The following is a 25,002-nucleotide window of genomic DNA, read 5'->3' on the forward strand; positions in this document are numbered from 1 at the left end:
GCAAGGAAGGGCACCTTGTTAACGGAATCTGTTGTACAAGGGGCCCTTCCTTACACAAGCGCCGCAGGCGCAGCCGCCGCCGGGCGGGGCTCCTGGCAGGGGCGATACGCTCGGCTCATGCTCCGTTCCGTCATCCTCGCCGCCTCCCGGTCATCCCAGGTCGAGCGGCTCGTCGCGACCGCCCCGTACACCCGGGACGTCGTCCGCCGGTTCGTCGCCGGCGCCGCCACCGACGACGCGTTGCGCGCGACCCGCGGGCTCGTCGACGACGGGCTGGCCGTCACCCTCGACCACCTGGGCGAGGACACCGTCACCCCCGAGCAGGCCACGGCCACCCGGGACGAGTACCTGAAGCTGCTGTCGATGCTCTCCGGGGCCGGGCTCACGCCGGCCGCCGAGGTGAGCGTGAAGCTCTCCGCGCTGGGCCAGATGTTCGACGAACAGTTGGCGTACGACAACGTGCGGGCGATCTGCGCGGCCGCCGACAAGGCGGGCACCACGGTCACGCTGGACATGGAGGACCACACCACCACCGACTCGACGTTGGAGGTGCTGGCGAAGCTGCGCAAGGACTTCCCGTCGACGGGGGCGGTGCTCCAGGCGTACCTGCGGCGGACCGAGTCGGACTGCCGGGAGCTGTCCTCGGCCGGGTCGCGGGTGCGCCTGTGCAAGGGCGCCTACAAGGAGCCGGAGTCGGTGGCCTACCAGTCGGCCCGCGAGGTGGACAAGTCCTACGTCCGCTGCATGAACATCCTGATGTCCGGCGACGGGTACCCGATGCTGGCGACGCACGACCCGCGGATGATCTCGATCGGCGAGGACCGGGCGCGCTGGTTCGACCGGGGGCCGGAGCGCTTCGAGTTCCAGATGCTCTACGGCATCCGTCCCGAGGAGCAGGCCCGGCTGGCCGGCGAGGGCTACACGGTGCGCACGTACGTCCCGTACGGCGACGAGTGGTACGGCTACCTGATGCGTCGGCTCGCCGAGCGCCCGGCGAACCTGGTCTTCTTCGGCCGCGCCCTGATCTCCAAGAAGTAACCGTCGCTTGACGCGCCCGGCTAGCGGAGTTAGCTTTCAGGCTATGACAGCTAGCCGGGTATGTGTCGGTGCCTAGGGCCGGGCTCAACCAGCAGGCCGTGGTGCGCGAGGCCGCCCGGCTCGCCGACGAGGTCGGCTACGAACAGCTCACCCTCGCCGCGCTCGCCAGCCGACTCGGCGTCGCGCTGCCCAGCCTCTACAAGCACATCCGTGGGGCCGACGCGCTCAACCAGAAGCTCGCCGCGCTCGCCACCGCCGAGCTGGCGACCGAGCTGACCACTGCCGCCGCCGGCCGGGCCGGGGGGGACGCCCTGCGCGCGATGGCCGACGCCTACCGCGCGTACGCCCGCCGGCACCCCGGGCGCTACCCGACAACCCAGCGGGTGCCCGACCCGTCCGACCCGGAGCACGTCGAGGCCGGCGAACGCGCGGTGGGCGCCATCTTCGCGGTGCTGCGCGGCTACGGGCTCACCGGCGACGACGCGGTGGACGCGACCCGCGCCCTGCGCAGCGCCCTGCACGGCTTCATCGCCCTGGAGGCCGCCGGCGGCTTCGGTCTGCCCCGCGAGGTCGACCGGTCGTACCACCAGTTGGTCGCCGGGCTGGACACCGCGTTCCGCTCGTGGCCGGCTCGCGGGGCCTGACCCGACCGATCGGACCGGGTCGGCCTCGCCCGATTCGCCGAATGGTCGTACCCTTCGGCGGGTGACTGACGGGGTGCAGCAGCCAGCACCGCGGCGGCTCTGGCCGCTGTGGACCGTACTCGTCGTTGTCGTCCTGCTGCTGGGCTGCGGTCTTCCGGCGGTGCTGGTGGTCGGGGCCATCCGGGAGGCTGCCGGCCGGGCCACGCTCAGCCGGGCCGGGGTCACCGCCACCGACGACCCGGCCACCGCCGTCGCACGGGGGTTGTCCGACCGGATGACCGCGCAGCTCCGGCAGCAGTCCACGGCGTTGCTCGGCGGCGACCGCACCGCCTTCCTCTCCATCGCCGATCCGGCCGCGCACGCCGACCTGCGCCGCCGATTCGCCGCCCTGCGGGCCCTCAAGGTGACCGTTTGGCGGGCCGAGCCGAGTGGTCTGCCCACGCCGGTCGTCGGCAGGCCGGGGGAGTGGCGGCTACTGGTGCGCTTCCAGTACTGCTTCGTCGTGGCGGACTGCCGACCGAGTCCGGTGCTGATCGGCACCCGCTGGCGGGAGAACGGCGACACGCCCCGACTGGTCGCCGTCGAGGAGTCCAAGTCCGTCGAGACCGGCACCCGGCCGTGGGAGATCAGCGACCTGGTCGTGGCGGTCGGCGCGCGGACCATCGTCGCCACCACACCCGCGCTGCGCGGCAAGCTGCCCGCCCTGCTCACCCAGGCCGAGGCGGCGGCGAAGGTCGCCGACACGTACGTCGTGACGGGCTCGCCCCCGGACCGCTACCGGATCTTCTACGCCGGCCGCACCGAGTGGCAGCGCTGGTACGGCGGCGGGCGGCCACAGTGGACCGGCGGTTACGCGGTGACGGTCGGTGGCGGCCACCACGAGGTGGTGCTCAACGCCGACGGGCTGCCCGGCAGCGGCGCCGATGACCTGCTCCGGCACGAGCTGACCCACGCCGCGTCGCTGCCCGAGCGCGGATACCCGGGCAAGACGACGTGGTGGCTCGTCGAAGGGCTGGCCGAGTTCTCGGGTTCCGGCGGTCGGCCGGTCGACCGGTACGAAGGGCTCGCCGAGGTGCGCAAACTGGTCCAGGGCGGTTGGGACGGCCGGTTGGAGGGCGTCACGCCGACCGACGACGCGCCCGCCGACCGGGTCGGCGGCAGCTACGGCGTTGGTTACCTCGCCGTCCGCCACCTCGTCGACCGGTTCGGGCCGGAGCGGCTGTTGACGTTCTTCAAGGCCGTGGTGCACGACCGTGCGACGCTCGCGGCCGCCGCCGACGAGGCGTTCGGCGAGGACTGGTCGACGTTGCACGACGAGTGCGTGGCGTACGTCCGCGCCACCGCCGGCTAGCTGCTCGATCCACAGTGCGGCGGGGGCATCCGACCCACCGCTGTTGTTCACCAGTCGGTGGCGAGCGAGACCCGAGGAGCGAGGGAACCATTGGAGGCTCCCGGGTACATCCAGAGGATCCCGGTCGAGTTCGTCGTCCGGCGGACGTGGGTACGTCCGGGTGGGCGGCAACAGTGAACCAGCCTGGCCGCCTGCGCGGAACGACGTGTGTCACGCAGAGATGCCCCTTTGGAACTCACTGCGTTGGATTTGCCGGTCCGACCTCGGTCATTCGTTATCTTCCTGTGACCATTGGTGCGGAGTCGACGTGAAACATTGATCGCGCCACGGGGGTGCGCGACGTAACACCCTGCGTGTCTTTCCGGATCTCGCAGAGGTGAGGGTGCAATGGTCGGGCACGGGGGATTACGTTTGGTCACAGGGCCCAGACGTCTGGTGGCGCTTACTGCGGCGACGTCGCTGATGGCCAGCCTGCTGACCGGGACGCCAGCGGTCGCGAAGCCCGATGACGGCGGCCTGTCCAAGCTGCCGCCCATGTCGCCCGGGCGATCCGTGACCGGCGTCAAGCCGTTGCCCACGCACTTCGTTACCCCACCTGACCAGGCGAAGTCGACCCATCGACCGTCACGGACGGCATGGCCGAAGGCCGCGTCGGCCACGGTGGAGCTGGTCGGCTCGGCTTCGGCGACCCGCACCGCGGCACCGGGGAGCACCCGTGCCGCGGGCACCCCGATCTGGGTGGCGCCGGTCGCGAAGGGTGGTCGTTACGCCGGACCCCGGCAGATGCGGGTCCAGATCGCGGACCGGGCGACCACCGAGGCCGCCGGCGTGGACGGCGTATTGCTGTCGCTGACTCCGACGGACAGTGAACGCGCCAGCGGCTCCGTGCATGTCGGCGTCGACTATGCCGAGTTCACCGAGGCGTACGGCGGCAACTACGGGTCCCGTCTTCGGCTCGTGCAACTGCCGGCGTGTGCGCTCACCACTCCCTCGCTCGCCGCCTGCCGGACGCCGACCCGGGTGCCTTCCACGAACGATCAGGCGGCCAAGTCGGTGTCGGCCGAGGTGCCGCTGACGACTGTCGGCGGCGACAGTCGCTCGGCCGCCCCGGCGATGGTCCTCGCCGCCGTCGCCGGTGTTGGCGAGCAGGGCGGCACGGGCGGCAACTACGCGGCGACCGACCTGAAGCCGTCCGGCTCGTGGAGCGCGGGTGGCAGTACCGGCTCCTTCACCTACTCGTACCCGTTGACCGTGCCGCCGACCCGGTCGAAGCTCGTGCCGCAACTGGCTCTCTCCTACGACTCCGCAAGTGTCGACGGCCAGACCGTGGCCACCAACGCGCAGGCGTCGTGGGTCGGCGACGGTTGGACCACCCCGAAGTCGTACGTCGAGCAGACCTTCGTCTCCTGCTCGGACGACCCGGGTGGCAGCCCGTCGCCGGTCAAGACGAACGACCGGTGCTACGCCGGCCCGATCCTCACCATCGCGTTGAACGGATCGTCGAGTTCGCTCATCTGGGACTCCGCCAAGGACACCTGGAAGGTGCAGAACGACACCGGTGCCGTGGTCACCCGGGTAATGAACTCGGGCAACGGCAGCGGTACCGAGGACACCGACTACTGGCGGGTGACCGAACGGGACGGCACGGTCTACGAGTTCGGCCGCAACCGCCTGCCCGGGTGGACCACCAACAAGCCCGAGACCAAGTCGGTCGACTACGTCCCGGTCTACTCGGCGCACTCCGGCGACCCCTGTTACGACTCGGCAGGCTTCAGCTCGTCGGTCTGCACGATGGCGTACCGGTGGAACCTCGACTACGTCAAGGACGTCCACGGCAATGCGATGGCCTACTACTACAACCAGGCCACCAACTACTACGGGCGCAACGAGGGCGCCACGGACGTGATGTACATCCGGGACAGCAACCTGGCCCGGATCGACTACGGCTTCCGTGACAACGGCGCGTACGGCATCGTCCCCAACCAGGTGGTGTTCAACACCGACGACCGTTGCCTGTCGGGCACTTGCAAGCCGTTGAACGAGGCGAACAAGGCGAACTGGCCGGACGTCCCGTTCGACCTCGTCTGCAACTCCGGCACCGACTGCAAGGCGTGGAGCCCGTCCTTCTTCTCCACCGTGCGGTTGGCCTCGATCGAGACCCAGCAGTACGACACCAGCACCACTCCGTACAAGAAGGTCGATTCCTACGCCCTCGCGCACACGATGCCGGCGACAGGTGACGGCACCGCGCCGACGCTGTGGCTGACGTCGATCACCCGTACCGGGCGTGACACCACCTCCGGCGGCTCGACCAGCGCCATCACCCTGCCCTCGGTGTCGTTCACCGGCATTAAGCTCCCCAACCGCGTGGAGGTCAGGAGCGGCTACCCCTCGTTCTACCGGCAGCGCATCGCGACGATCACCACCGAGACCGGCTCGGTCGTCTCGCCCAGCTACGAGCTGCCCGAACCCTGCACGACGCCGGTTACGATCAGTCCCGCCACCAACACCAAGTCCTGCTACCCGGTCTACTGGACCCCGGAGGGGTTGCCGGACCAGATCCGCGACTGGTTCAACAAGTACGCCGTCACCCGGGTCACCTCGACCGACCCGACCGGCGGTGCGCCAGCCACCTCCACCAGTTACCAATACCTCGACGGCGCTGCCTGGCACTACGACGACAACGAGGTGGTCAAGGCCAAGTACCGCACCTACGGCCAGTTCCGTGGGTACGGCAAGGTCCGGGTACGCAACGGTGACGGCGTGAACGACCCCCGCACGTTGGCCGAGACCACCTACTACCGGGGCATGAGCAAGAACAACAGCACCGCGGTCGCCACCGTCACCGACAGCGCGGGAGGGGTCCACGAGGACGTCGACCAGCTCGCTGGTCGTGCTCTGGAGACCACCTCGTACCTGGGCGACGGCGGCCCGGTCGACAGCTCGACGGTCACCTCGTACTGGGTTTCGGACGCGACCGCGACCCGGAGCCGCACCGGACTCCCGGACCTGACCGCGACGTTCACCGCGCCGGTGCAGACGTGGCGGCGGCAGGCCGTCACCTCCGGCGCCAGCACCACCTGGCGGTACAGCCAGTCCGACATGTCGTACGACTCGTCGATCAGCTCGCCGACCTTCGGGCTGTTGCAACACTCGTACGACCACACTGTGCCGGCGAATCCCACCTACGACCGGTGTACGAGCACGACGTACGCCGCGGCCAACACCGGTCTCAACCTGGTCGGCCTGACCAGTCAGGTCGAGACGGTGTCGGTGGCCTGCGCCGGCTTCCGCGCCGGCTCGCCGGCCTCGGTGCCGGGCAGCACCAACACGCTGGCCGCCCCGACCACGGTCAGCCGGCCGGCGCAGGTCGTCTCGCACGTTCGGACCTACTACGACGACACGCAGTTCGCGGAGGCGTTTCCGCAGGCCGCCCCGACGCGGGGCAACGTCACCATGGTCCGCAAGGCGTCCGACTGGGTCTCCGGTGCGTACGTCTACCAGACCACCGACAAGGCCGAGTTCGACGCGTACGGGCGGGTGACCGGAAGCTGGGACGGTAACGGCAACAAGACCATCACCACCTACACCGACAACACGGCCGGTCTGACCACCGGCATGAAGTTGGAGAACGCGGAGGGTCACGCCACCTCCACGACCATCACCACGCTGCGCAATCTGCCCACGAGCAGCACCGACGCCAACGGGGTGGTCACCAGCACCCAGTACGACGCGCTCGGTCGGTTGACGGCGGTCTGGCTGGCGTCCCGGCCCACGAGCGCGCTGGCGAACGTGAAGCACAGCTACGCGGTGTCGAACACCGGGGTGACCGCCACGACGACCGAAACCCTCAACAAGAACAACTCGTACCGGACCTCGACCACCATCTACGACGCCCTCTACCGGGTGCGGCAGACCCAGTCGGACACGAACCCGGGTGGTCGGATGATCTCCGACTCGTTCTACGACAGTCGGGGTTGGGTGCGGGCGACCTACAACGGCTGGTGGGACGCCTCCACCGGGCCGAACACCACGCCGTCGTACACGGACTCGTTGGTCAAGAAGGCCCTGAACCAGACCTACAACACCTACGACGGGCTCGGCCGGGTCATCCTGGCCGAGAGCGCACGCGACGGCGTGGTGAAATCGTCGACCAGGACCGTGTACAACGGGGACCGCACGACGGTCATCCCGCCGACCGGCGGCACCGTCACCGCGACCGTCAACGACCCGATGGGCCGGCTGGAGAAGCAACTCCAGTACACGGCCGCGCCGGCGCTGGTGTCGCCGAGTAACTCCTTCACCGGCCTGTACCGCTTGACCGGCGGTACCACGGTAGACAGCAGCTACGGGTACGACGGCCACGGCAACCAGTCGACCCTGACCGACAGTGCCGGCAACGTGTGGACCACCACGTACAACCTGCTGGGTCGGGTGATCGGCAAGGACGACCCGGACGCCGGCACCAGCAGCATGCGCTATGACGGCGCCGGCAACGTCATCGAGTCGACGGACGGCCGTGGCAAGACCACCTCGGCCACCTTCGACAAGATCAACCGTCGCACGGCGAGCTTCGCCGCGCCGACGTCGGCGCAGTCGGCCAGCAACAAGCTGGCCGCCTGGGTGTACGACAACGACAACAACGCGGCGTCGATCACGAACGCGATCGGCAAGCTGACCACCGCGACCGCCTTCCGCAACGGCGCCGAGTACAGCACCCAGTGGATCAACTTCGACTCCTTCGGCAACTCGAAGGGCGAGACGATCACCATTCCCGCCGTCGAGGGGGCGCTCGGCAACACGTACGCGTTCGGGCACACCTACTCGGCAACGATTGGAATCCCCCTCACCGACACCTATCCGGCGCGCGGCAACCTGCCTGCCGAAACCGTTATCCGTAGCTACAGCGGAATCCTGGACCTGCCGACCGTCACCGCGGGGCTGGCCGGCTACAGCGCGTCCGCGGACTACGACGCCTGGGGTCGGATCACCCGCAACGTGGTCGGCCTCCCGCCGAGCGTGGCCTCCATCGTCAACATCTACGACGATCACAACGGGCGGCTGAATCAGCAACTGGTGACCAAGACGACGACCACGACCACGGACGTCGACAAGCAGAGCTACGAGTACGACACGTACGGCAACATCACGAAGACGGTCAACACCCGTTACGAGCCGACGACGGTCTCCGAGACGGAGTGCTACCGGTACGACGCACTGCGGCGGCTCACCAAGGCGTGGACGGCGACCGACGGTTGCGCCGTCGCGCCGACCGTCGGTAACCGGGCCATGGTCGGCAGCGGCATCGGCGCCACCAGCGCCTACTGGACCGAGTGGAGCGTCGACCCGCTCGGCAACCGGAGCAGCCAGACCCAGTACTCACTGACCGGGGGTAACGACACCACCACCGGCTACACCTACGACGGCAACGCCAAGGGCCAGCCGCACACGTTGACGAGCACCACCACCACCGGTGGGCTCACCGGCAGCACGTCGTACGGCTACGACGACGCGGGCAACATGACCACCCGCAAGGCCGGACAGGGCACCCAGACCCTGAACTGGGACGACGCGGGTGAGTTGGCGTCGGTGACCGGCGGCACGGACGGCAACAGCTCTTTCCTGTACGACGCCGACGGCAACCTGCTGATCCAGAAGGACCCGGGGGTCACCACCCTCTACCTGCCCGGTCAGCAGATCACCCTCAACACCAATACCCAGGCGCTCAGCGGCACCCGCTACTACCCGCTGCCGAGCGGCGCGATGGCCTACCGCACGGGTAGTGGCAACGCGTACGGGTTCACCATCCCCGACCACCAGGGCACGCCCAGCCTCTACCTGAACAACACGGCCCAGGTGCCGACCTGGCGGCAGTACACCCCGTACGGCGCGCCGCGCGGCTCCACCGTCACGGCACCGGACAACCGCGGCTTCCTCAACCAGCCACTCAACACGAACACCGGCCTGACCCAGGTCAGCGCCCGCAACTACGACCCGAGCATCGGTCGGTTCGTCTCGGTGGACCCGTTGCAGGACCTGACCGATCCGCAGCAGTGGAACGGCTACTCCTACGCCAACAACTCCCCGGTCACGATGAGCGACCCGGACGGTCTGATCCCCGCCGACTGCCGGGAGTACGACTGCCGCGGTTACGACCCGCGTCCGCTGAAGGAGGGCGACGGTCGGGGTGCCGGCGGCTGCCCGGGTGGCTGCGGCACTGAGGCGAACATCGCGTGGGGCGACGCGAACGGCAAGACGAGCACCAGGGACCGGAAGCGGGAGCATCCCCGAGTCCTCGGAAAAGTGATCGTGGTGCCCGAAACGGTGCCGCTGGAGGAGTTCGCCCGCCGGTGGAACGATCAGCGTGCCGAGTGGCTTTCGGCGTCGGCCTTCAGCAACGACCTACTCGAGGCGCAGGACGAGCGCGCGCTCGCCATGAACATCTGCCACGACATGGGACGGCCGGGCGGCTGCCAGGAGTGGATCGAGCAGCTCTACAGCCCGTACGTCGACATCTTGGCAGCGACCTTGCCAGCAGACGAGATGTTCCAGAGCGGTGCGATCGGCGCGGCCAACGCCGCAGCCCGTACGGGACTACAGGGTGGGCGTCCTGGTCGCGGCGGTGGCTGTAACTGCGGCTGCATGAGCTTCAGCGGTGAAACCGAAGTCCTGATGGCCGATGGCGCCACCAAGCGACTGGATGAGTTGGAGGCCGGAGACGAGGTGATGGCGGCGGACCCGGAGACCGGTGAGCAGGGTCCCCGAGTCATCACTCATGTCTGGGTCCACCAGGACGATCTCATCGAGCTCCAGCTGGTTGGCGCGGTGATCACCACGACCGAGGATCATCCGTTCTGGAACCAGACAGACCGGGAGTGGCAGCGGGCTGACGAGCTCGACGCGGGCGACCTCGTGTTGTCATCGGACGGCCGAACCCGATTGGCGGTGGGCCTCCGCCCCGACACTGTCCACGCCGCCCTCGCTTACAACCTAACCGTTGATGGCATCCACACGTACTATGTGCTCGCCGGCAAAACCCCGGTCCTCGTGCACAACACAGGACCATGCACTCCGGACCTGACTGCGCTGTCGCAAAGCGGGCAGCGGGCCGCTAAGGGTGGTAGGACGGCGGCAGGTCGGGCGTATCAAAAGCACATGGATCGTGGTGAATTGGATGCCGTTCCTGGTGCGCAGTTGGATGAGGCAGGCCAGAATCTCTTGGACGACATTCTGACAAACCCGGCGACGACAAGCTCTCCAGTCACTAGCGGAGGTTTTCGGGGCGGGACGAGGTACACAATGCCGGGGCCAACAGGCCAGCGAGGTTTTGGTGCTACCTTTGATCAGAATGGCGCATTCCAATACTTTGGGCGGTATTAATGGACAAGATCATCCTCCCGTGGGATCTTGCTGCTGGGCAGCCAAGAGCTTTCGATGTGCTCGCTGCAAAGGTGGTCGGCCAAAATGTTTCGGCCGTCGGCTATCAGCCTGTATCTGGTGGCGAGTGGCCGAATGGGCATCGTCACGACACTGTTCATGAGATTGACATGGCGCTCAAGTTCTCCCTGGAGGGGGGAGGGTCACTCGTGGTGCGCTGGGAAATGCAAGGGCTAAACGAAGGGCTGGGTGTTGGTCTCTTGACGGATTCTCTTGCCGGGGAGTTTGGCGGCGTCGACTTCCTCGACGTAAGCGCAACGCCGGAGTGGCGGCCGTTGCTTGGAGAGACAATCGCGAATATAGTGGGCGCTTTTCACGTTCCTAACGAAGGATGCCCGGAAGCGCTTTGGTCAATGCGCTTCGACTTTTCCCATGGCCGGTCGGCTGTCGTCGCGCTCGGCGAAATGAGTGGTGATGACCTCGGGTATCTGCCAGATGGCCTGGTGGCAATATTTGACGAAACGGAAGCCAGGGCATTCACAGTTGGATCTAGCGCTCAATCGGCGTGGGGTGAGTTTTAAGGAGGGGATTTCACAAAGTCTGGTCCTCCATCTGACGCCATTTCCAAGATCAAGTGCAGGCTTCTCCAGCGTTGTTGATGCACCCGCTCGTAACATGATCTGGTAGTCAGCGCGAAGGTGGCCGGGCTGGCGTTTGCCGCGAACGTGTGCCGATGGTTGACGGCGTCTGCGTCGGTTGCTGTCGGCGTTGATGTCAACGGATCATTGATATACATGGACATTGCTATAGTGACGGACTGTAACGTCTGAGCGCCTGTTGAACATGGCTGGCGCTGCCCCTTCATTTCGATCGGTACGGCGGTCGATTTCGAAGCCAGAGCCTCAGTCAGTTGAGTCGGCTGCACCTGCTGCTCGGCCGCTAAGGTTGCCACGGCCAGCCCCATAGGATGAGTGGATGCGCAGCCCCGACCTGCCGAGGCCCGCAAGCGCCACGCGGCCCCGCCTGCTCATCGCCCTGACCGCCGTCGCCGTCCTCACCGCCACCACCGCCGCGTCCTGCGGTGACGACCAACCGCCGGTCGCGCTCGCCTCGGCCGCCCGTAGCCCGGTCAGCGAGGTGATCGACGCTCCGGCGACGGTGACGGCCCGCGCCGCCGCCAGCCTCACCTCGCCCGCCGACGGCACCCTGGCCAGCCTGCGGGTCCAGCCTGGACAGCGGGTGAAGCGCGGTCAGGTGCTCGCGGTGGTCGCGTCCCCGTCGGCCCAGGCCCGGCTGCGCCAGGCGAAGGAGGCGCTTGACGCCGCGAAGCGCGCCGGCCGGGGTGTCTCCACCGGCAACCTGACCAGCAGCCGGCGGGGCACCGACAAGGCCGCCGACGAGGCGTTCGACGCCGCTCGCAAGGCCGCCGAGAAGATTGCCGACCAGCAGTTGCGGGACGCGCTGCTGGCCCAGGTGACGTCCGCCCAGCGGCAGTACGCCGCCGCCGCGCAGAGCGCCGACGAGGCCGTCCGCGCGGTGCAGCGGGGGATCAGCGGGTTGAACTCCGCCGTCGGCTCGCTGTCCGCGGCCCAACGGCTGCAGGCCCAGCAGGCGTACGACCTGGCCAAGGCGACCGTCGACGCGTTGACCCTGCGCGCCCCCATCGGCGGGGTGGTGCAGCCGGGCGGCACCCGGGCCGGCGGTGGCCCGAGCGGCGGCCTGGCCGGGCTGTTGGAACAGGCCGGTGGGGCCGGGATCGACCCGTCGGCCCTGTCACCGGCGCAGGCCGGCCCGCCGGCCGGCGTCGACGACGCCGTCGTGGTCGGCGGTCAGGTCACCGCCGGCACGCCCGTGCTGACCATCGTGGACACCGGGCAGCTCGGACTGCTCGCCGACGTCGACGAGACCGACGTGCTGCTGGTCAAGCCCGGCGTGACCGCCACCGTCGAGCTGGACGCCGTGACCGGAGCCAGCTACGACGCCAGGGTCCGCTCGGTCGACGTGCTCCCCACCAGCTCCGCGCAGGGCGGGGTCACCTATCGGGTACGCCTCGCGCTGGGCGCGGGAAAGCTGGCCGAGGACGAGCCCGCCCCCACGCCCCGTCCCGGCATGAACGCGATCGTGCACCTGCGCGTACGGGAGGCGGCCGACGCGGTGACCGTCCCCGCCTCGGCCGTCTTCTCCGCCGACGGTCGGGACGCCGTGTGGGTGGTCCGCGACGGAAAGGCCGACCGCGCGCCGGTGACCGTGGGCGTCCAGGGGTCCGACCTGGTGCAGATCCTCAACGGCGTCCAGGCCGGCGACCGCATCGTGGTGCGCGGCACCGACCAGGTGCGCGACGGTCAGGAGGTGCGGTGAGCGACACCCCGCCGGCAATCGAGGCGGTGGACGTGTCGCGCACGTACCAGCTCGACGGGGTGTCGGTCGAGGCGCTGCGCGGGGTCTCGCTGACCGTGCAGCCGGGGGACTACGTGGCGCTGGTGGGGCCGTCCGGCTCCGGCAAGTCCACGCTCATGCACCTGCTGGGCGGTCTCGACCGGCCGACCGGTGGACGGTTGGTGATCGGCGGGCGGGACGTCAACACCCTCTCGCCGCCGGAGATGGCCGCCCTGCGCAACGAGACGATCGGCTTCGTGTTCCAGGCGTTCCACCTGCTGCCGCGTACGTCGGCGGTGGAGAACGTGGCGTTGCCGCTGGTCTATCGGGGGGTGTCGGCCCGGCAGCGCCGGGAGCGGGCGGCGGCGATGCTGGGCCGGGTCGGTCTCGGGCACCGGCTGGACCACCGGCCCAACCAGATGTCCGGTGGCGAGCAGCAGCGGGTCGCCATCGCCCGCGCGCTGGTCACCGAGCCGACGGTGCTGCTGGCCGACGAGCCGACCGGCAACCTGGACAGTGTGACCGGCGCGGCCGTCCTGGAACTGTTGGAGCGGTTGAACGCGGAGTCCGGGGTGGCGCTGGTGATGGTCACCCACGACCAGGAGGTGGCGGCGCGGGCCGCCCGCCGGATCACCATGCGCGACGGTGTGGTGGTGGCGGACAGCGCCGACGTCCTTCATGATCGACCGCCGTCCGTCGATCACGGTCGACCTGAGACACTGGTGCCCGCTCCCAGCGCGGAGCCCCGGTCCGTGTCCGGAAACGGCCCGGGGCACCCGTCCGGTGGCTCCGGTGGCGCCGCCGGAGCCACCGGACGCCTTCCGCTCGACCCCGGCCCAAACCGCGACGAGCCCGAGGACGGTGCGGCGTGAGGGTCGCCGAGGCGTGGCGGGTCGCGCTGGACGCGTTGCGCGCCAATCGGCTGCGCAGCTCGCTCACCATGCTCGGCGTGATCATCGGTGTCGCGTCGGTGGTGTTGCTGGTCGCCATCGGCACCGGCACGAAGCAGAAGGTGGAGCAGCAGGTCGAGGGGCTCGGCTCCAACCTGCTGCTGGTGGTCCCCGGCAAGATCGAGGTGGGCACCGCGCCGGTGGTCTCGCCGTTGACGCTCAAGGACGCCGAGGCGGTCTCCCGCGTCGTCGGCGATCCCCAGCGGGTCGCGGTCACCGTCGCCTCGGGGGCGACCGCGCGGGCCGGCGCGCGCTCGGACTTCACCACCGTCCAGGGCGTGCTGGAGACCACGCCGACGGTGTTCACCCGCTCGCTGGCCCGGGGCCGCTATCTCACCGGCACGGACGTGGACACCAGCCGGCGGGTCGCGGTGCTCGGCGACTCGGTGGCCCGCGCGTTGTTCCCCGACCGCGATCCGCTGGGCCAGCAGGTGACCCTCGCCGGCGTACGGTTCCGGGTCATCGGCGTGTTCGCCCCCCTCGGGCAGAGTCTCGGCGTCGACCGGGACGACGAGGTGCACGTACCGGTGACCGCCGCGCAGCGCCTCTGGGGCACCCAGCGGGTGGACGGCATCGCCGTCAAGGCGCCCGACCGGGAACGGATCGACGAGCTGGGCGAACGCATTGTCGCGGAGCTGAACCGCCGGCACCCGGACACCGAGTTCAGCGCGGTCACGCAGCAGCAGATCCTCGGTGTGCTCGGCGACATCCTCGGCGTACTCACCGGTGTGCTCGCCGCCATCGCCGGCATCTCGCTGCTCGTCGGCGGCGTCGGCGTCTCCAACATCATGCTGGTCAGCGTCCGCGAGCGGACCCGGGAGATCGGGCTGCGCAAGGCCGTCGGCGCCCGACCCCGCGACATCGGCGTGCAGTTCCTGCTGGAGGCGGTGCTGCTCACCACCATCGGCGGGCTGACCGGGATGGCGCTGGGCGTGGGCACCGCCCTGCTGGTGGACGCATTGTCACCGATCCCCGCCGCGATCACGTGGTGGTCGCTGGCGCTGGCCTTCGGTGTGTCGGCGGCGGTGGGGATCGTCTTCGGCGTGGTTCCCGCGCAGCGCGCCGGCCGGCTCGACCCGGTGGTGGCGCTGCGCGCCGAGTGAGCAACCGTGGTGGCGCTGCGCGCCGAGTGAGCAACCGTGGTGGCGCTGCGCGCCGAGTGAGCAACCGTGGTGGCGCTGCGCGCCGAGTGAGCAACCGGACGACGGACGCAGCCGGGGAGATAACGGCCGGCCGGATCGGGTGAACCGACCACCGAAACATGATCAGTTGTACGAAGGGATCGCGCCGGTCACAGCCGCCCCGCTACCGTACTGGTAACACGCGCGTCGCCGCCCGGCCCGGAGCATCCGTCGGGTTGGCCCGCGCCGGGCATGGGATGGGTCGGTGAGCCATGGCCGGGTCGCAGTCCGACGGACGGCTGTCGGAGGTCAAGTTCCTGACCGTCGCGGAGGTGGCGACGGTCATGCGGGTGTCGAAGATGACGGTCTATCGCCTCGTGCACAGCGGTGAGCTGACCGCGGTCCGGGTGGGCCGGTCGTTCCGGGTGCCCGAGCACGCGGTGCACGAATACCTGCGAGGCGCCTTTCAGGAAACCGCCTGAGCCACCGGACGGCCGATTGAGCGCCCCCTAGGCGTCATGGACGGGGGCGCGTTGGTCCTGCTGAGGCTCTGCGGCTACCCTGGAGCGCGACCGAGACCCTGCCGGTGCGCCCCGCCGCCCAGACTGGTCCGGTCCGTTGTCCGCATGCGGTCTCCGTCGTCACCTGCGTGGTGTCATCCGGTCCGCCCCGCACGTTGTATCGAAAGGCTGTCGTATGGGCTCGGTGGTCAAGAAGCGCCGTAAGCGCATGGCTAAGAAGAAGCACCGCAAGCTGCTGCGTAAGACCCGCGTCCAGCGTCGCCGTCTCGGCAAGTGACCGGCGCCGGGCTCTGCCCGGCAGCGTCGCTTGCCAAACTGTCGACCTCCGGAGGCTCAGGTGATCAGGCCGTGGTCGTCCCGGCTCGATCCCGCCTGTCGGGGTAGGTGCGTCAGATGACCCCCGGTAGCACCCCAGGTGCTCCGGGGGTCGTCGTCGTGACCGGGGTCGGTCGTTACCTGGGCGCCCACGTGGCGGCCCGACTGGCCGCCGATCCGCGTATCGAGCGGGTCATCGGTGTGGACGCGCCGGAGCCGGCCGCCGAGTTCACCGATCTGCTGGACCGGGTCGAGCGGATCCGTGTCGACCCGGCTTCGCTCGGTGGGCTCCTCGCCGATCTGGACGTCGACGCGGTGGTCCACCTCGCGTTGGTCAGCTCTCCCGACCGGCAGCACGGTGGCCGGTCGGCCATGAAGGACCAGAACGTCATCGGGACCATGCAGCTCCTCGCCGCCTGCCAGCGGGCGCCCCGCCTCCGCAAGCTCGTGGTCCGGTCGTCGACCGCCGCGTACGGGGTGTCGTTCCGCGACCCGGCGGTGTTCACCGAGGAGACCGAGCCGCGCGAGGTGCCGCGCGGCGGTTTCGGCCGCGACATCCTCGACGTCGAGGGGTACGTCCGAGGTTTCCGTCGCCGTCGGGCCGACGTGACCGCGACGGTGCTGCGTTTCGCCCCGTTCATCGGTTCGACCGCCGACACGACCCTGACGCGCTACTTCGCGCAGCCGTTCGTGCCGACCGTGTTCGGCCGCGATCCCCGGCTGCAGTTCCTGCACTTCGACGACGCGTTGGAGGTGCTGCACCGGTCGATCGTGGAAGACCATCCGGGCACCTACAACGTCGCCGGTCCGGGCGTGCTGTCGCTGTCCCAGGCGATCCGGCGGGCCGGGCGGGTGGCCGTGCCGGTGCTCGAGCCGGGGCTGTCCGGCGCGGCGGCGCTGGCCCGCACCATGGGGGTCGGCCGCTACGGCCTCGACCAGGTCGATCTCTTCGTGCACGGCCGGGTCGTCGACACCACGCGCCTTGAGCAGGAGTACGGCTTCACGCCGCGCTCCACGGCCGAGGCGTTCGAGGACTTCATCCGCGCCCACCACGGTAGGGCGGTGCTCAGCCGGGGGCAGTTGGCCGCCGCCGAACAGCTGGTTCTGGACGGCATCCGGCAGGTCCGTGCCGCGGTTCGGGAGCGCACATCTTGACCGGGCAGGGGCAGGACCCGCAGGGGATCGGGCGGTTCGACGTACCGCTGGTTCCGCCCGTGCCGGACGCGGAGCCGGCGCGGCGCAACGGCCACCGCCCGGCGGCCCGGCTCGCGCCCACCGCGACACCCGCTGACGAGGTCGACACGCCGACCGACGGCCCGGCGGGTACGTCCGCCGACGAGGTCGACACCGGCGCCACCGACGAGCCGGCCAGCGGAAGCCCGCCCGCCTCCGGTGGCACCGCGCCGACGCCCGGCGGCACAAGCCTGCCGGCTTCCGGCGGTGGCACAAGCGCGCCGGCTTCCGGCGGTGGCACCGCGCCAGCGGTGGCGGATCGGCCCGGGGACCAGTGGGACCGCCGGGTCGCCAACGGCCTGGCGTTCCTGCGTCGACGGTTGGCCGGGGACTACGAGGTCGACGAGTTCGGCTTCGACCCGGAGTTGACGGACGCGGTCTTTCACCCGTTGCTGCGGCTGCTCTACCGGGACTGGTTCCGTACCGAGGTCAGCGGGGTGGAGCACGTACCCGGCGACGGGCCCGCCCTGGTGGTCGGCAACCACTCCGGCACCGTGGCGTTGGACGCGTTGATCCTGTCGGCGGCCCTGCACGACAAGCATCCGGCCCGCCGCTACCTGCGCCTGCTCGGCGCCGACCTGGTGTTTCGGATGCCGGTGGTGTCGGAGATCGCCCGCAAGACCGGCGGCACGGTGGCCTGCAACCCGGACGCCGAGCGGCTACTCGGCGGTGGCGACCTGGTCGGCGTGTTCCCCGAGGGGTTCAAGGGCATCGGCAAGCTCTACGCGGACCGGTACAAGCTGCAACGGTTCGGTCGGGGCGGCTTCGTCTCGGCCGCGCTGCGCACCGGCACCCCGATCGTTCCGGTCGCCATCGTCGGCGGCGAGGAGATCTATCCGATGCTCGCCGACATCAAACCCCTCGCGCGACTGCTCAAGCTCCCGTACTTCCCGGTCACGCCGACCTTTCCGTGGCTCGGGCCGCTGGGGATGGTGCCGTTGCCCAGCAAGTGGCTGATCGAGTTCTGCCCGCCGATCCCCACCGCCCACCTGACCGATTCGGCGGACGATCCGCTGGTCGTCTTCAACCTCGCCGACCAGGTGCGGGAGACCATCCAGCAGACCCTGCACACGCTGCTGGAACGGCGACCCGATCCGTTCGGCCCCTGACGCTCAGCCGGCGCGGCGGCGACGCTGGAGGGCCAGGCCGGCGGTGACCGCGCCAGCGACCAGCCCGGCCGCCGCCGTCGACGGTACGGCGATCTTGACGGCTCGGCGGCCGGTACGGAAGTCCCGTACCTCCCAGCCGCGCTGGCGGGCCTGCCGCAGCAGCGCGCCGTCCGGGTTGACCGCGACCGCCCGGCCCACCGCGGAGAGCATCGGCAGGTCGTTGGCCGAGTCGCTGTACGCCGCGCAGCGGCTCAGGTCCAGCCCTTCCACGGCGGCGAGCTGGGCGACCGCCTCGGCCTTCGCCGGCCCGTGCATGAGATCGCCCACCAACCGCCCGGTGTACGCCCCGGCCCGCACCTCGGCCACCGTGCCGATCGCGCCGGTCAGGCCGAGCCGGGCGGCGATCACCCGGCCGATCTCGACCGGGGCGGCGCTGACCAGCCACACGCGCTGGCCGGCGTCCAGGTGGCGTTGGGCGAGCTGGCGGGTACCGGCCCAGATCCGGGGGGCCATCAGCTCGTCGAAGATCTCCTCCGAGAGGCGTTCCACGTCGTCGACCCGCCACCCCTCGACGAAGGCCAGCGCGGCCTCCTTCGCCTGGGACATGTCGCCCGCGTGCTCGCGGGCGAGCAACCGGAACCGGAGCTGCTGCCAGGCGAAGCGGGCCAGGTCGGCGGTCGTGAAGTAGTTCCGGGCGGCGAGCCCCCGGGCGAACCAGTAGATCGACGCGCCCTGCATCATCGTGTTGTCGACGTCGAAGAAGGCGGCGGCGGTCGGGTCCGGTGCGGGCGGGGTGACCGACGCCAGGTCGGTCTCCGCCCAACCGGCGGTGTGTCCCTGAACGTCGGTGCTGACCGTCATCCTGCGGCTGCGCGCCACGCGACTTCCCCTCCTTCCGCAGCTACGACGATGCCTCCAGCGAGGGTATCCGGAACGCACGACCGACCGGCCGGGCACAGAAAACCGTGCCGCGACCGGTCGGTCGTGCGCTCTCGCGCAGCGGGTCCGTGGGCCTGGTTCCGCCGTACGGGTCAGTGGGCCCGGTCTCGCCGTGCGGGTCAGCGCGCGCCGGGGCAGGTGCTCGGGGTGGGGCCCAGGGTGTCGCTGCCGGTCGGTGCCGGCAGGCCGCATGCGATGGCGGCGCGCACCGCGTCCGACCGCTCCCGGATGCTGTCCAGCAGGGCCAGCGACCGCCGGGTCCGTTCCCGGTCGGCCCGGCCGGCGCCGTCGAGCAGGTTGCTCACCGCCCGTCGCTGGCTGGCGACGAACGTGTTGACGGCGTCCAGGCTGGCCGGCTCCGCGCGCTGCACGGCGGCGGCGGTGAGCAGGCGGGTGCCCTGCCGGGTGTCGGCATCCATGTCGTCGAGGACGGCGCTGTAGCCGATGCGGTCGCCGCGCAGCTCGGCCGCCTCGCCGAGCCGGGTCCGGGCGAAGTCCAGGAAGAGCTGGCCACGGCTGATGTCCGAGCTGGCCAGGGCGAGTTGCGCTCGCTCGGTGGACCGCTTCATTCCGTAGAGCGCGTCGCCGGGAACGGCGTTCTCGCTGGCGGCGGAGATGCCGGAGACGGCGATGGCGCCGGCGGCGATGCCGACCAGGATCGCTCCCCGGGCACGGGCCCGCCGGGCGGTGACCGCCGGCAGCAACGAGCCACGGCTCGTGGTAGCGGCACGCGGGGCGGCCGGCTCGGCGGTCGCCGGGGTCGTGCCGATCCCCTCACGCTCGGCGGTGGCGAGCAGCATCGCCCGCAGGCCGGTGCGGAAGTCGGGATCCACCTCGACGGTCGGAGGATCGGCGCTGATCCGATGGCCCACCGCGACGAGCGGCGCCAGCTGGCTGTCCACCCGGGACCGCACGTGGTGCCGCCGGCCGCCGTTGGCCTCGTCGAGAAGTTGCGCGAAGCGCTCGGCACGCCGGCGGGAGAAGAGGTCGTTATCCACCGCAGGCACCTCCTCTCGCTGGTCACGGCCGGTCGGCCGCCGTGTTTACGGCGACCGGGCGGCGTTTGTGACACCACGGAGGTGAGGCGCCGTCCGGCCTGCCGGGCGGACCTCGGTGCCCCGGCCCTGCCGGGACATCCACCGGTCGCACCCGGAGAAACGCGGCGGACCGGGCACGGGTTACGGGCCGGGCGGGGCGGAAATCACAGAAAGTGATCGGCGTCACCGAGTGAGACCCGCCCTGAGCTGCGCAGACAGTGATCGACGCTCGTCGGTGCGGCTAGCGAATCACGGTTGGAAACCGTCGGGCAGCAGTCGGGCCAGCGCACGGACGGCCCGGTACTGCAGAGCCTTGATGGCACCCTCGTTCTTGCCCATGGCGCGGGCCGTCTCGGCCACCGAGAAGCCCTGTAGGAACCGGAGCACGATGCACTCCTGCTGCTCCGGGTTGAGCTGTTTGACGGCGGTGAGCAGGGCGACATTGGTGATGTGTTCGACCACCGCCGCTTCCGGGCTGCCCTCGGGGCCACGATCCTCGCGGTCGGCGTCGAGCACATCGCCCGTGGTGACCTCCAGCCGGTACCGGCCGGACTTGAAGTGGTCCGCGACCAGGTTGCGGGCGATGGTCACCAGCCAGGCGCCGAGATCGCGGCCCTGCCAGGTGAAGCTCCCGATCCGCTTGAGGGCACGCAGGAACGTGTCCGACGTCAGGTCCTCGGCGAGCTGACGGTTGCCCACCCGGAAGTAGACGAACCGGAAGACGGTGTCCACGTACCTGTCGTAGATGAGACCGAACGCCGCTGACTCGCCGGCCTGTGCGCGCTCGACCAGCGTCCAGACCTCGGTGGCCGGGTCGGACGGGTCCGGGCGGCTCGGGAAACCGGTCGGCGTGGTCGGCGTGGCGGCCGGAACCGCCGGGATCACCGCCGTCTCGCCCGCCGCCGGGTCGGTGGCCGGCGCCGGGGCGTCGCCGGCCCGGCGGCCCTGCGACGGCATGGTCGGTCGGGTCGGCGCGGCGACCCGACCGCCGGTCGGCATCGCGTTGCCACCGGGGACGGCCGGTCTCGGTGGAGGCTCGTTGGTGTGGGGGCGGTTGCGGGTCCGCTGCGCGGGGCTCTCGCCCCGCAGCGCGGCGTGCGGGTCGCCCAGCGGCGCGCGGGTTGCCGGCCGTTCGTTGACCTGCGAGCGGGGCGTCTGGCCGGTCAGGCCGACGGGACGTTCCGCGTATCCGAAGGTGGTCATCGCGCCGCCCCCGTCCCCATGGTGGCCGGACGGGCCGGTTTGCGGGTCGTCGGTGCGGACCGACCGGGTAGCCGGTCGGGCAGGACTGTTCCGGGGTGTGCCGACGGGCGGCAGTTCCCCTTGAGGTGCTGGTCCAATGCGCTCACAGGCACGGGGGCCTCCTCGGGCTGAGGGGTGTCGACTCACGGCAAATGGGGTGAGCCGACCCGAGTGATAATAGGGCCAACGTCACCCGCGCGTGGCAAGTCCGTTACACAAGGCGGAAGTATTTCCCGCTGTGTCGCACCGGCGGCGGACCGGTTGTCCGTCGTGTGCGTTTGACTTTCGACCGACCGGTTGTTCCAGGATGGATCCCCAGGTCGGACGGCACATTGGCCGATCAGTTGAGCGGTACCCGCCACCCGCCGTACCGGCTGGGCCGAACCGTTGACCGGGTGCGTCGCCCGTCCCATCAGCCGGACCCGATCGGTGCGTCGGTGGCACGGTGGGCGTCCCGTTGACGGGACGATCTGCGGCCGTCACCGCGCGGCCGTCGAGGCGTGGCCCGTCGACCCGTCGAGGCGTGGCCCGTCGACCGCGGCTGTGCCAGACTCGATGACCGTGCAGGACTTCCCGCCGAACCTCGCCGACCGCGTCCGCCGGGCGGCTCTCGACCACGGCGACCGGCCCGCGCTGCACTGGCGGGATCAGCAGGTGAGCTGGTCCGAACTGGACGCCGCCGTGACCGCCGCCGCGTACGGCCTGGCTTCCGCCGTTCCGGCCACCGAGCCGGGCGACACACCGCCCCGGGTGGCGATCGCGCTGACCAACACCCCCGACTTCGTTCTCGGGTGGCTCGGCGCGCTGCGGGCCGGACTGGTCGCGGTGCCGGTCAACCCCGGCTTCACCGCCCCGGAGCTGCGACACGTGCTGTCCGACTCCGGCGCGTCGCTGCTGATCGGCACCGAGCGGGTCCGCGGCCTGGTCGCCGAGGTGGCCGCCGATCTGCCGGCGCTCACCGCCGTGCACGACACCCCGCCGACCGCCGGGCAGCCCGGGCCGCGTCCCCGGGCCCGCCGCGGCGGGGACGACCTCGCCGTACTGCTCTATACGTCGGGCACCGCCGGCCGTCCGAAGGGCGCGATGCTCTCCCACCGCGCGCTGCTGGCCAACCTCGACCAGGTCGACGCCATCGAGCCGCCGGTGGTCGGCCCGGACGACACGGTGCTGCTGGCCCTGCCGCTGTTCCACGCGTACGGCCTCAATGCGGGGCTCGGCGCCGTCGTCCACCATGGTGCCGCCGGCGTGCTGCTCGACGAGCCGGACCCGACGGCGGGACTCGCCGAGATCGCCCGGCACCGGGTCAGCGTGCTGGTCGGCGTACCGTCGACGTTCCTGGCCTGGGCCGACGCCGACACGGTCCGCGCGGCGACCGCGTCGGTACGGGTGGCGGTGTGCGGCGCGGCGCCCCTGGAACCCGCGGTCGCGGCGCGCTTCACCGCGGCGACCGGCCACCCGGTGCACATCGGCTACGGCCTCACCGAGACCGCGCCGGTGCTCACCTCCACCCTGGTCGGCAAGGTGGCGAAGGCCGGCTCGATCGGGCGGCCGCTGCCCGGCGTCCAGCTACGCCTGGTCGGGCCGGACTCGGTGGACCTGTGGCGCGACGGCCAGGCCGTCCCGGACGACGACACGGACGAGCTGGACATCTCCGACGTCGCCCCCGGCACCGACCCGGGGCAGATCGTCGTACGCGGCCCCAACCTCTTCGACGGCTACTGGCCGGACGGCCGCGACGGTCCGGACGCCGACGGCTGGTGGGGCACCGGCGACATCGCGTACGCCGACTCCGACGGCGACCTGCACCTGGTGGACCGACTCGGCGACCTGATCCTGGTCAACGGCTTCAACGTCTATCCGCACGAGGTCGAGTTGGTGCTCGCCGGGCACCCCGGGGTGGCCGAGTCGGCGGTACTGGGTGTGCCGCACCCGCGAACCGGCGAGACTGTGCGGGCGTACGTGGTGCCGGCGTCGGGGCGGCCGGTCAGCGGCGAGGAGTTGCTCGCACACTGCGCACGGAACCTGGCCCGGTTCAAGTGCCCGACCGCCGTCGAGTTCGTCGACGCACTGCCCCACTCGGCGATCGGCAAGGTACGAAAGACCCAGCTCCGGTCGGCGGCCCCGGCCGGATCGCCCGCATCCGCCGACGACGCCCGCACGGAGGTACCCGATGGCCACTGACGCCCGGCTCGCCCTGATCACCCGACCCGGCTGCCACCTGTGCGACGACGCCAAGGCCGCGCTCGACCGGGTGGTGGCGGTCACCGGCGACAAGTGGGTCGAGTGGGACGTCACCGGCGACGAGGAGCTGGAACGGGAGTACGGGGACCGGCTGCCGGTGGTGATGCTCGACGGCAAGGAGCACGGCTACTGGCGGGTGGAGGAGGATCGGCTGCTGCGGGACCTGACCACGCCGCAGCTTTGAGGGCCTAGGGTGCTCGGATGACCCCTGCGCACCCCCACCTGGTCTGGGACTGGAACGGCACCCTGCTCAACGACCTCAGCCTGGTGGTGGCCGCCACCAACGCCGCGTTCGCCAGCGTGGGCGGGCCGACCGTCACCTCCGACGAGCACCGGACGCGCTTCCGTCGGCCGATCGCCGACTACTACGCCGAGGTGCTCGGGCAGGCCGTGGACGACGAGGCGTTCGGTCGGCTGGACCGGATCTTCCACGACGCGTACCGCGACGGGCTGACCACCTGCGAGCTGGCCGCCGACGCGCGGACCGCGATGGCCGCCTGGGACGGCACCCAGAGTCTGCTCTCCATGTGGTTCCACGAGGAGCTGGTGCCCACGGTGCACACGTACGGGCTGACCGGCCACTTCACCCGGGTCGACGGTCTGCGGGCGACGGTCGGCGGCGACCGCAAGGCCGAGTCGCTCCGGCGGCACCTGGCCGAGCTGGAGGTGGACGGCAGCGCGGTCGTCCTCATCGGCGACTCCATCGACGACGCGGACGCGGCCCTCGCGGTCGGCGGTCGCGCGGTGCTCTATACCGGCGGGTTCACCGACCCGGCCCGGCTGCGCGACTCCGGTCACCCGGTGGCCGACACCCTCACCGACGCGGTGGCCCTGGCCGCCCGGGTGGTCAGTTCCGCAGGTAGGTGAGGACGGCCAGCACCCGCCGATGCTGCTCGGTGTCCGGCGGGAGGGTGAGCTTGGTGAAGATGTTGCGGACGTGCTTCTCCACCGCGCCGTCGCTGACCACCAGGGCGCGGGCGATGGCCGTGTTCGACCGACCCTCGGCCATCAGCGCGAGCACCTCCCGCTCGCGCGGGGTCAACTCGCGCAGCGGGTCGTCGCGGCGGCGTCGGGCGAAGAGCTGGCCGACCACCTCCGGGTCGAGCACCGTGCCGCCGGCCGCCACCCGGCGCAGCGCGTCCAGGAACTCGTCGATCGCCGCCACCCGGTCCTTGAGCAGGTAGCCGATCCCGCCGCCGCCGGCGCCGCCGGTGGTGGCGAGCAGATCATCGGCGTACGACACCTCGACGTACTGGGAGAGCACCAGGATCGGCGTACGCGGCACCAGTTGGCGTGCCCGCACCGCCGCCCGCAACCCCTCGTCGGTGTGGGTCGGCGGCATCCGGACGTCGACGATCGACACGTCGGGCCGGTGCTCGACCACCGCCTCGACGAGCGCGTCGCCGTCCCCGACGGCGGCCACCACCTGGTGCCCGCTCTCGGTCAGCAGTCGTACCAGCCCCTCCCGGAGCAGGACGGCGTCGTCGGCGATCACAATGCGCATGGGT

At 70.7% G+C, this 25,002-nt stretch carries 19 protein-coding genes; 15 read left to right on the plus strand and 4 right to left on the minus strand.

The features are described from left to right. Nucleotides 1-117: 117 nt before the first annotated feature. From AB0I89_RS21020 to AB0I89_RS21075, 12 genes are all read left to right on the plus strand, one after another. On the plus strand, nucleotides 118-1,038 hold the full coding sequence (locus tag AB0I89_RS21020; RefSeq protein WP_355050821.1) for a proline dehydrogenase family protein: 921 nt from the start codon (nucleotides 118-120) through the stop codon (nucleotides 1,036-1,038). Nucleotides 1,039-1,106: 68 nt separating this feature from the next. Then, nucleotides 1,107-1,682 carry a WHG domain-containing protein gene (locus tag AB0I89_RS21025; protein WP_357129152.1) on the plus strand — a complete coding sequence of 192 codons (576 nt, stop codon included), beginning with the start codon at nucleotides 1,107-1,109 and terminating at the stop codon, nucleotides 1,680-1,682. Nucleotides 1,683-1,743: 61 nt separating this feature from the next. After that, complete coding sequence (locus AB0I89_RS21030; protein ID WP_357129155.1) at nucleotides 1,744-3,033, plus strand: hypothetical protein; 1,290 nt, start codon at nucleotides 1,744-1,746, stop codon at nucleotides 3,031-3,033. A gap of 462 nt (nucleotides 3,034-3,495) precedes the next feature. Further along, the gene (locus AB0I89_RS21035; RefSeq protein ID WP_357129158.1) at nucleotides 3,496-10,413 is read left to right on the plus strand and encodes an RHS repeat-associated core domain-containing protein; all 6,918 of its coding nucleotides are present in this window, start codon (nucleotides 3,496-3,498) and stop codon (nucleotides 10,411-10,413) included. Then, a complete protein-coding gene (locus tag AB0I89_RS21040) occupies nucleotides 10,413-10,991 on the plus strand; it encodes a hypothetical protein (RefSeq protein WP_357129161.1) in 579 nt (192 codons plus the stop codon). The genes AB0I89_RS21035 and AB0I89_RS21040 overlap by 1 nt, the downstream gene beginning before the upstream one ends. A 394-nt stretch (nucleotides 10,992-11,385) precedes the next feature. Beyond that, nucleotides 11,386-12,768, plus strand: coding sequence for an efflux RND transporter periplasmic adaptor subunit (locus AB0I89_RS21045; protein WP_357129164.1), 1,383 nt, complete (start codon nucleotides 11,386-11,388; stop codon nucleotides 12,766-12,768). Further along, on the plus strand, nucleotides 12,765-13,658 hold the full coding sequence (locus AB0I89_RS21050; protein ID WP_357129167.1) for an ABC transporter ATP-binding protein: 894 nt from the start codon (nucleotides 12,765-12,767) through the stop codon (nucleotides 13,656-13,658). The genes AB0I89_RS21045 and AB0I89_RS21050 overlap by 4 nt, the downstream gene beginning before the upstream one ends. Further along, nucleotides 13,655-14,839 carry an ABC transporter permease gene (locus AB0I89_RS21055; RefSeq protein ID WP_357129170.1) on the plus strand — a complete coding sequence of 395 codons (1,185 nt, stop codon included), beginning with the start codon at nucleotides 13,655-13,657 and terminating at the stop codon, nucleotides 14,837-14,839. The genes AB0I89_RS21050 and AB0I89_RS21055 overlap by 4 nt, the downstream gene beginning before the upstream one ends. Nucleotides 14,840-15,129: 290 nt before the next feature. Continuing rightward, the gene (locus AB0I89_RS21060) at nucleotides 15,130-15,339 is read left to right on the plus strand and encodes a helix-turn-helix domain-containing protein (RefSeq protein WP_007465625.1); all 210 of its coding nucleotides are present in this window, start codon (nucleotides 15,130-15,132) and stop codon (nucleotides 15,337-15,339) included. Between the two features lie 214 nt (nucleotides 15,340-15,553). Further along, on the plus strand, nucleotides 15,554-15,655 hold the full coding sequence (locus tag AB0I89_RS21065) for an AURKAIP1/COX24 domain-containing protein (RefSeq protein ID WP_007465623.1): 102 nt from the start codon (nucleotides 15,554-15,556) through the stop codon (nucleotides 15,653-15,655). A gap of 116 nt (nucleotides 15,656-15,771) precedes the next feature. Next, nucleotides 15,772-16,848 (plus strand): NAD-dependent epimerase/dehydratase family protein, encoded by a 1,077-nt coding sequence (locus AB0I89_RS21070; RefSeq protein WP_357129173.1) that lies wholly within the window; start codon nucleotides 15,772-15,774, stop codon nucleotides 16,846-16,848. A gap of 329 nt (nucleotides 16,849-17,177) precedes the next feature. Continuing rightward, nucleotides 17,178-18,035, plus strand: a complete 858-nt coding sequence (locus tag AB0I89_RS21075; RefSeq protein WP_357129258.1) for a lysophospholipid acyltransferase family protein — start codon at nucleotides 17,178-17,180, stop codon at nucleotides 18,033-18,035. Between the two features lie 3 nt (nucleotides 18,036-18,038). On the opposite strand, the gene AB0I89_RS21080 is transcribed toward AB0I89_RS21075, so the two are convergent. From AB0I89_RS21080 to AB0I89_RS21090, 3 genes are all read right to left on the minus strand, one after another. After that, nucleotides 18,039-18,896: an HAD-IB family hydrolase gene (locus AB0I89_RS21080; protein WP_357129261.1), complete on the minus strand. Its 858-nt coding sequence runs from the start codon at nucleotides 18,894-18,896 to the stop codon at nucleotides 18,039-18,041. A 197-nt stretch (nucleotides 18,897-19,093) separates the two neighbouring features. Next, the gene (locus tag AB0I89_RS21085) at nucleotides 19,094-19,972 is read right to left on the minus strand and encodes a DUF5667 domain-containing protein (protein WP_357129176.1); all 879 of its coding nucleotides are present in this window, start codon (nucleotides 19,970-19,972) and stop codon (nucleotides 19,094-19,096) included. Nucleotides 19,973-20,260: 288 nt separating this feature from the next. Further along, complete coding sequence (locus AB0I89_RS21090; RefSeq protein ID WP_357129178.1) at nucleotides 20,261-21,214, minus strand: ECF subfamily RNA polymerase sigma factor, BldN family; 954 nt, start codon at nucleotides 21,212-21,214, stop codon at nucleotides 20,261-20,263. A gap of 594 nt (nucleotides 21,215-21,808) precedes the next feature. On the opposite strand from AB0I89_RS21090, the gene AB0I89_RS21095 reads away from it, so the two are divergent. From AB0I89_RS21095 to AB0I89_RS21105, 3 genes are read left to right on the plus strand one after another with little or no spacing between them, the layout of a single operon-like run. Continuing rightward, nucleotides 21,809-23,434 carry an AMP-binding protein gene (locus tag AB0I89_RS21095; protein ID WP_357129181.1) on the plus strand — a complete coding sequence of 542 codons (1,626 nt, stop codon included), beginning with the start codon at nucleotides 21,809-21,811 and terminating at the stop codon, nucleotides 23,432-23,434. Next, nucleotides 23,424-23,678, plus strand: coding sequence for a glutaredoxin family protein (locus AB0I89_RS21100; protein ID WP_355050810.1), 255 nt, complete (start codon nucleotides 23,424-23,426; stop codon nucleotides 23,676-23,678). The genes AB0I89_RS21095 and AB0I89_RS21100 overlap by 11 nt, the downstream gene beginning before the upstream one ends. Before the next feature lie 17 nt (nucleotides 23,679-23,695). Further along, nucleotides 23,696-24,361 carry an HAD hydrolase-like protein gene (locus AB0I89_RS21105; protein WP_357129185.1) on the plus strand — a complete coding sequence of 222 codons (666 nt, stop codon included), beginning with the start codon at nucleotides 23,696-23,698 and terminating at the stop codon, nucleotides 24,359-24,361. Here AB0I89_RS21105 and AB0I89_RS21110 read toward each other — a convergent pair. Next, nucleotides 24,342-24,998 (minus strand): response regulator transcription factor, encoded by a 657-nt coding sequence (locus tag AB0I89_RS21110; RefSeq protein ID WP_357129188.1) that lies wholly within the window; start codon nucleotides 24,996-24,998, stop codon nucleotides 24,342-24,344. The two genes, AB0I89_RS21105 and AB0I89_RS21110, sit on opposite strands and share 20 nt — an antisense overlap. Nucleotides 24,999-25,002: the final 4 nt, after the last annotated feature.

The organism is Micromonospora sp. NPDC049801 (genome assembly GCF_040656575.1).
Lineage (GTDB): Bacteria > Actinomycetota > Actinomycetes > Mycobacteriales > Micromonosporaceae > Micromonospora.

Bases quoted from the DNA above. Each gene is read 5' to 3' on its own strand.
- AB0I89_RS21100 (WP_355050810.1), top strand. From the start codon at position 23,424: ATGGCCACTGACGCCCGGCTCGCCCTGATCACCCGACCCGGCTGCCAC.
- AB0I89_RS21070 (WP_357129173.1), top strand. From the start codon at position 15,772: ATGACCCCCGGTAGCACCCCAGGTGCTCCGGGGGTCGTCGTCGTGACC.
- AB0I89_RS21060 (WP_007465625.1), top strand. From the start codon at position 15,130: ATGGCCGGGTCGCAGTCCGACGGACGGCTGTCGGAGGTCAAGTTCCTG.
- AB0I89_RS21090 (WP_357129178.1), bottom strand. From the start codon at position 21,214: ATGACCACCTTCGGATACGCGGAACGTCCCGTCGGCCTGACCGGCCAG.
- AB0I89_RS21095 (WP_357129181.1), top strand. From the start codon at position 21,809: ATGACCGTGCAGGACTTCCCGCCGAACCTCGCCGACCGCGTCCGCCGG.
- AB0I89_RS21110 (WP_357129188.1), bottom strand. From the start codon at position 24,998: ATGCGCATTGTGATCGCCGACGACGCCGTCCTGCTCCGGGAGGGGCTG.
- AB0I89_RS21020 (WP_355050821.1), top strand. From the start codon at position 118: ATGCTCCGTTCCGTCATCCTCGCCGCCTCCCGGTCATCCCAGGTCGAG.
- AB0I89_RS21065 (WP_007465623.1), top strand. From the start codon at position 15,554: ATGGGCTCGGTGGTCAAGAAGCGCCGTAAGCGCATGGCTAAGAAGAAG.
- AB0I89_RS21105 (WP_357129185.1), top strand. From the start codon at position 23,696: ATGACCCCTGCGCACCCCCACCTGGTCTGGGACTGGAACGGCACCCTG.
- AB0I89_RS21040 (WP_357129161.1), top strand. From the start codon at position 10,413: ATGGACAAGATCATCCTCCCGTGGGATCTTGCTGCTGGGCAGCCAAGA.
- AB0I89_RS21045 (WP_357129164.1), top strand. From the start codon at position 11,386: ATGCGCAGCCCCGACCTGCCGAGGCCCGCAAGCGCCACGCGGCCCCGC.
- AB0I89_RS21080 (WP_357129261.1), bottom strand. From the start codon at position 18,896: ATGACGGTCAGCACCGACGTTCAGGGACACACCGCCGGTTGGGCGGAG.
- AB0I89_RS21035 (WP_357129158.1), top strand. From the start codon at position 3,496: ATGGCCAGCCTGCTGACCGGGACGCCAGCGGTCGCGAAGCCCGATGAC.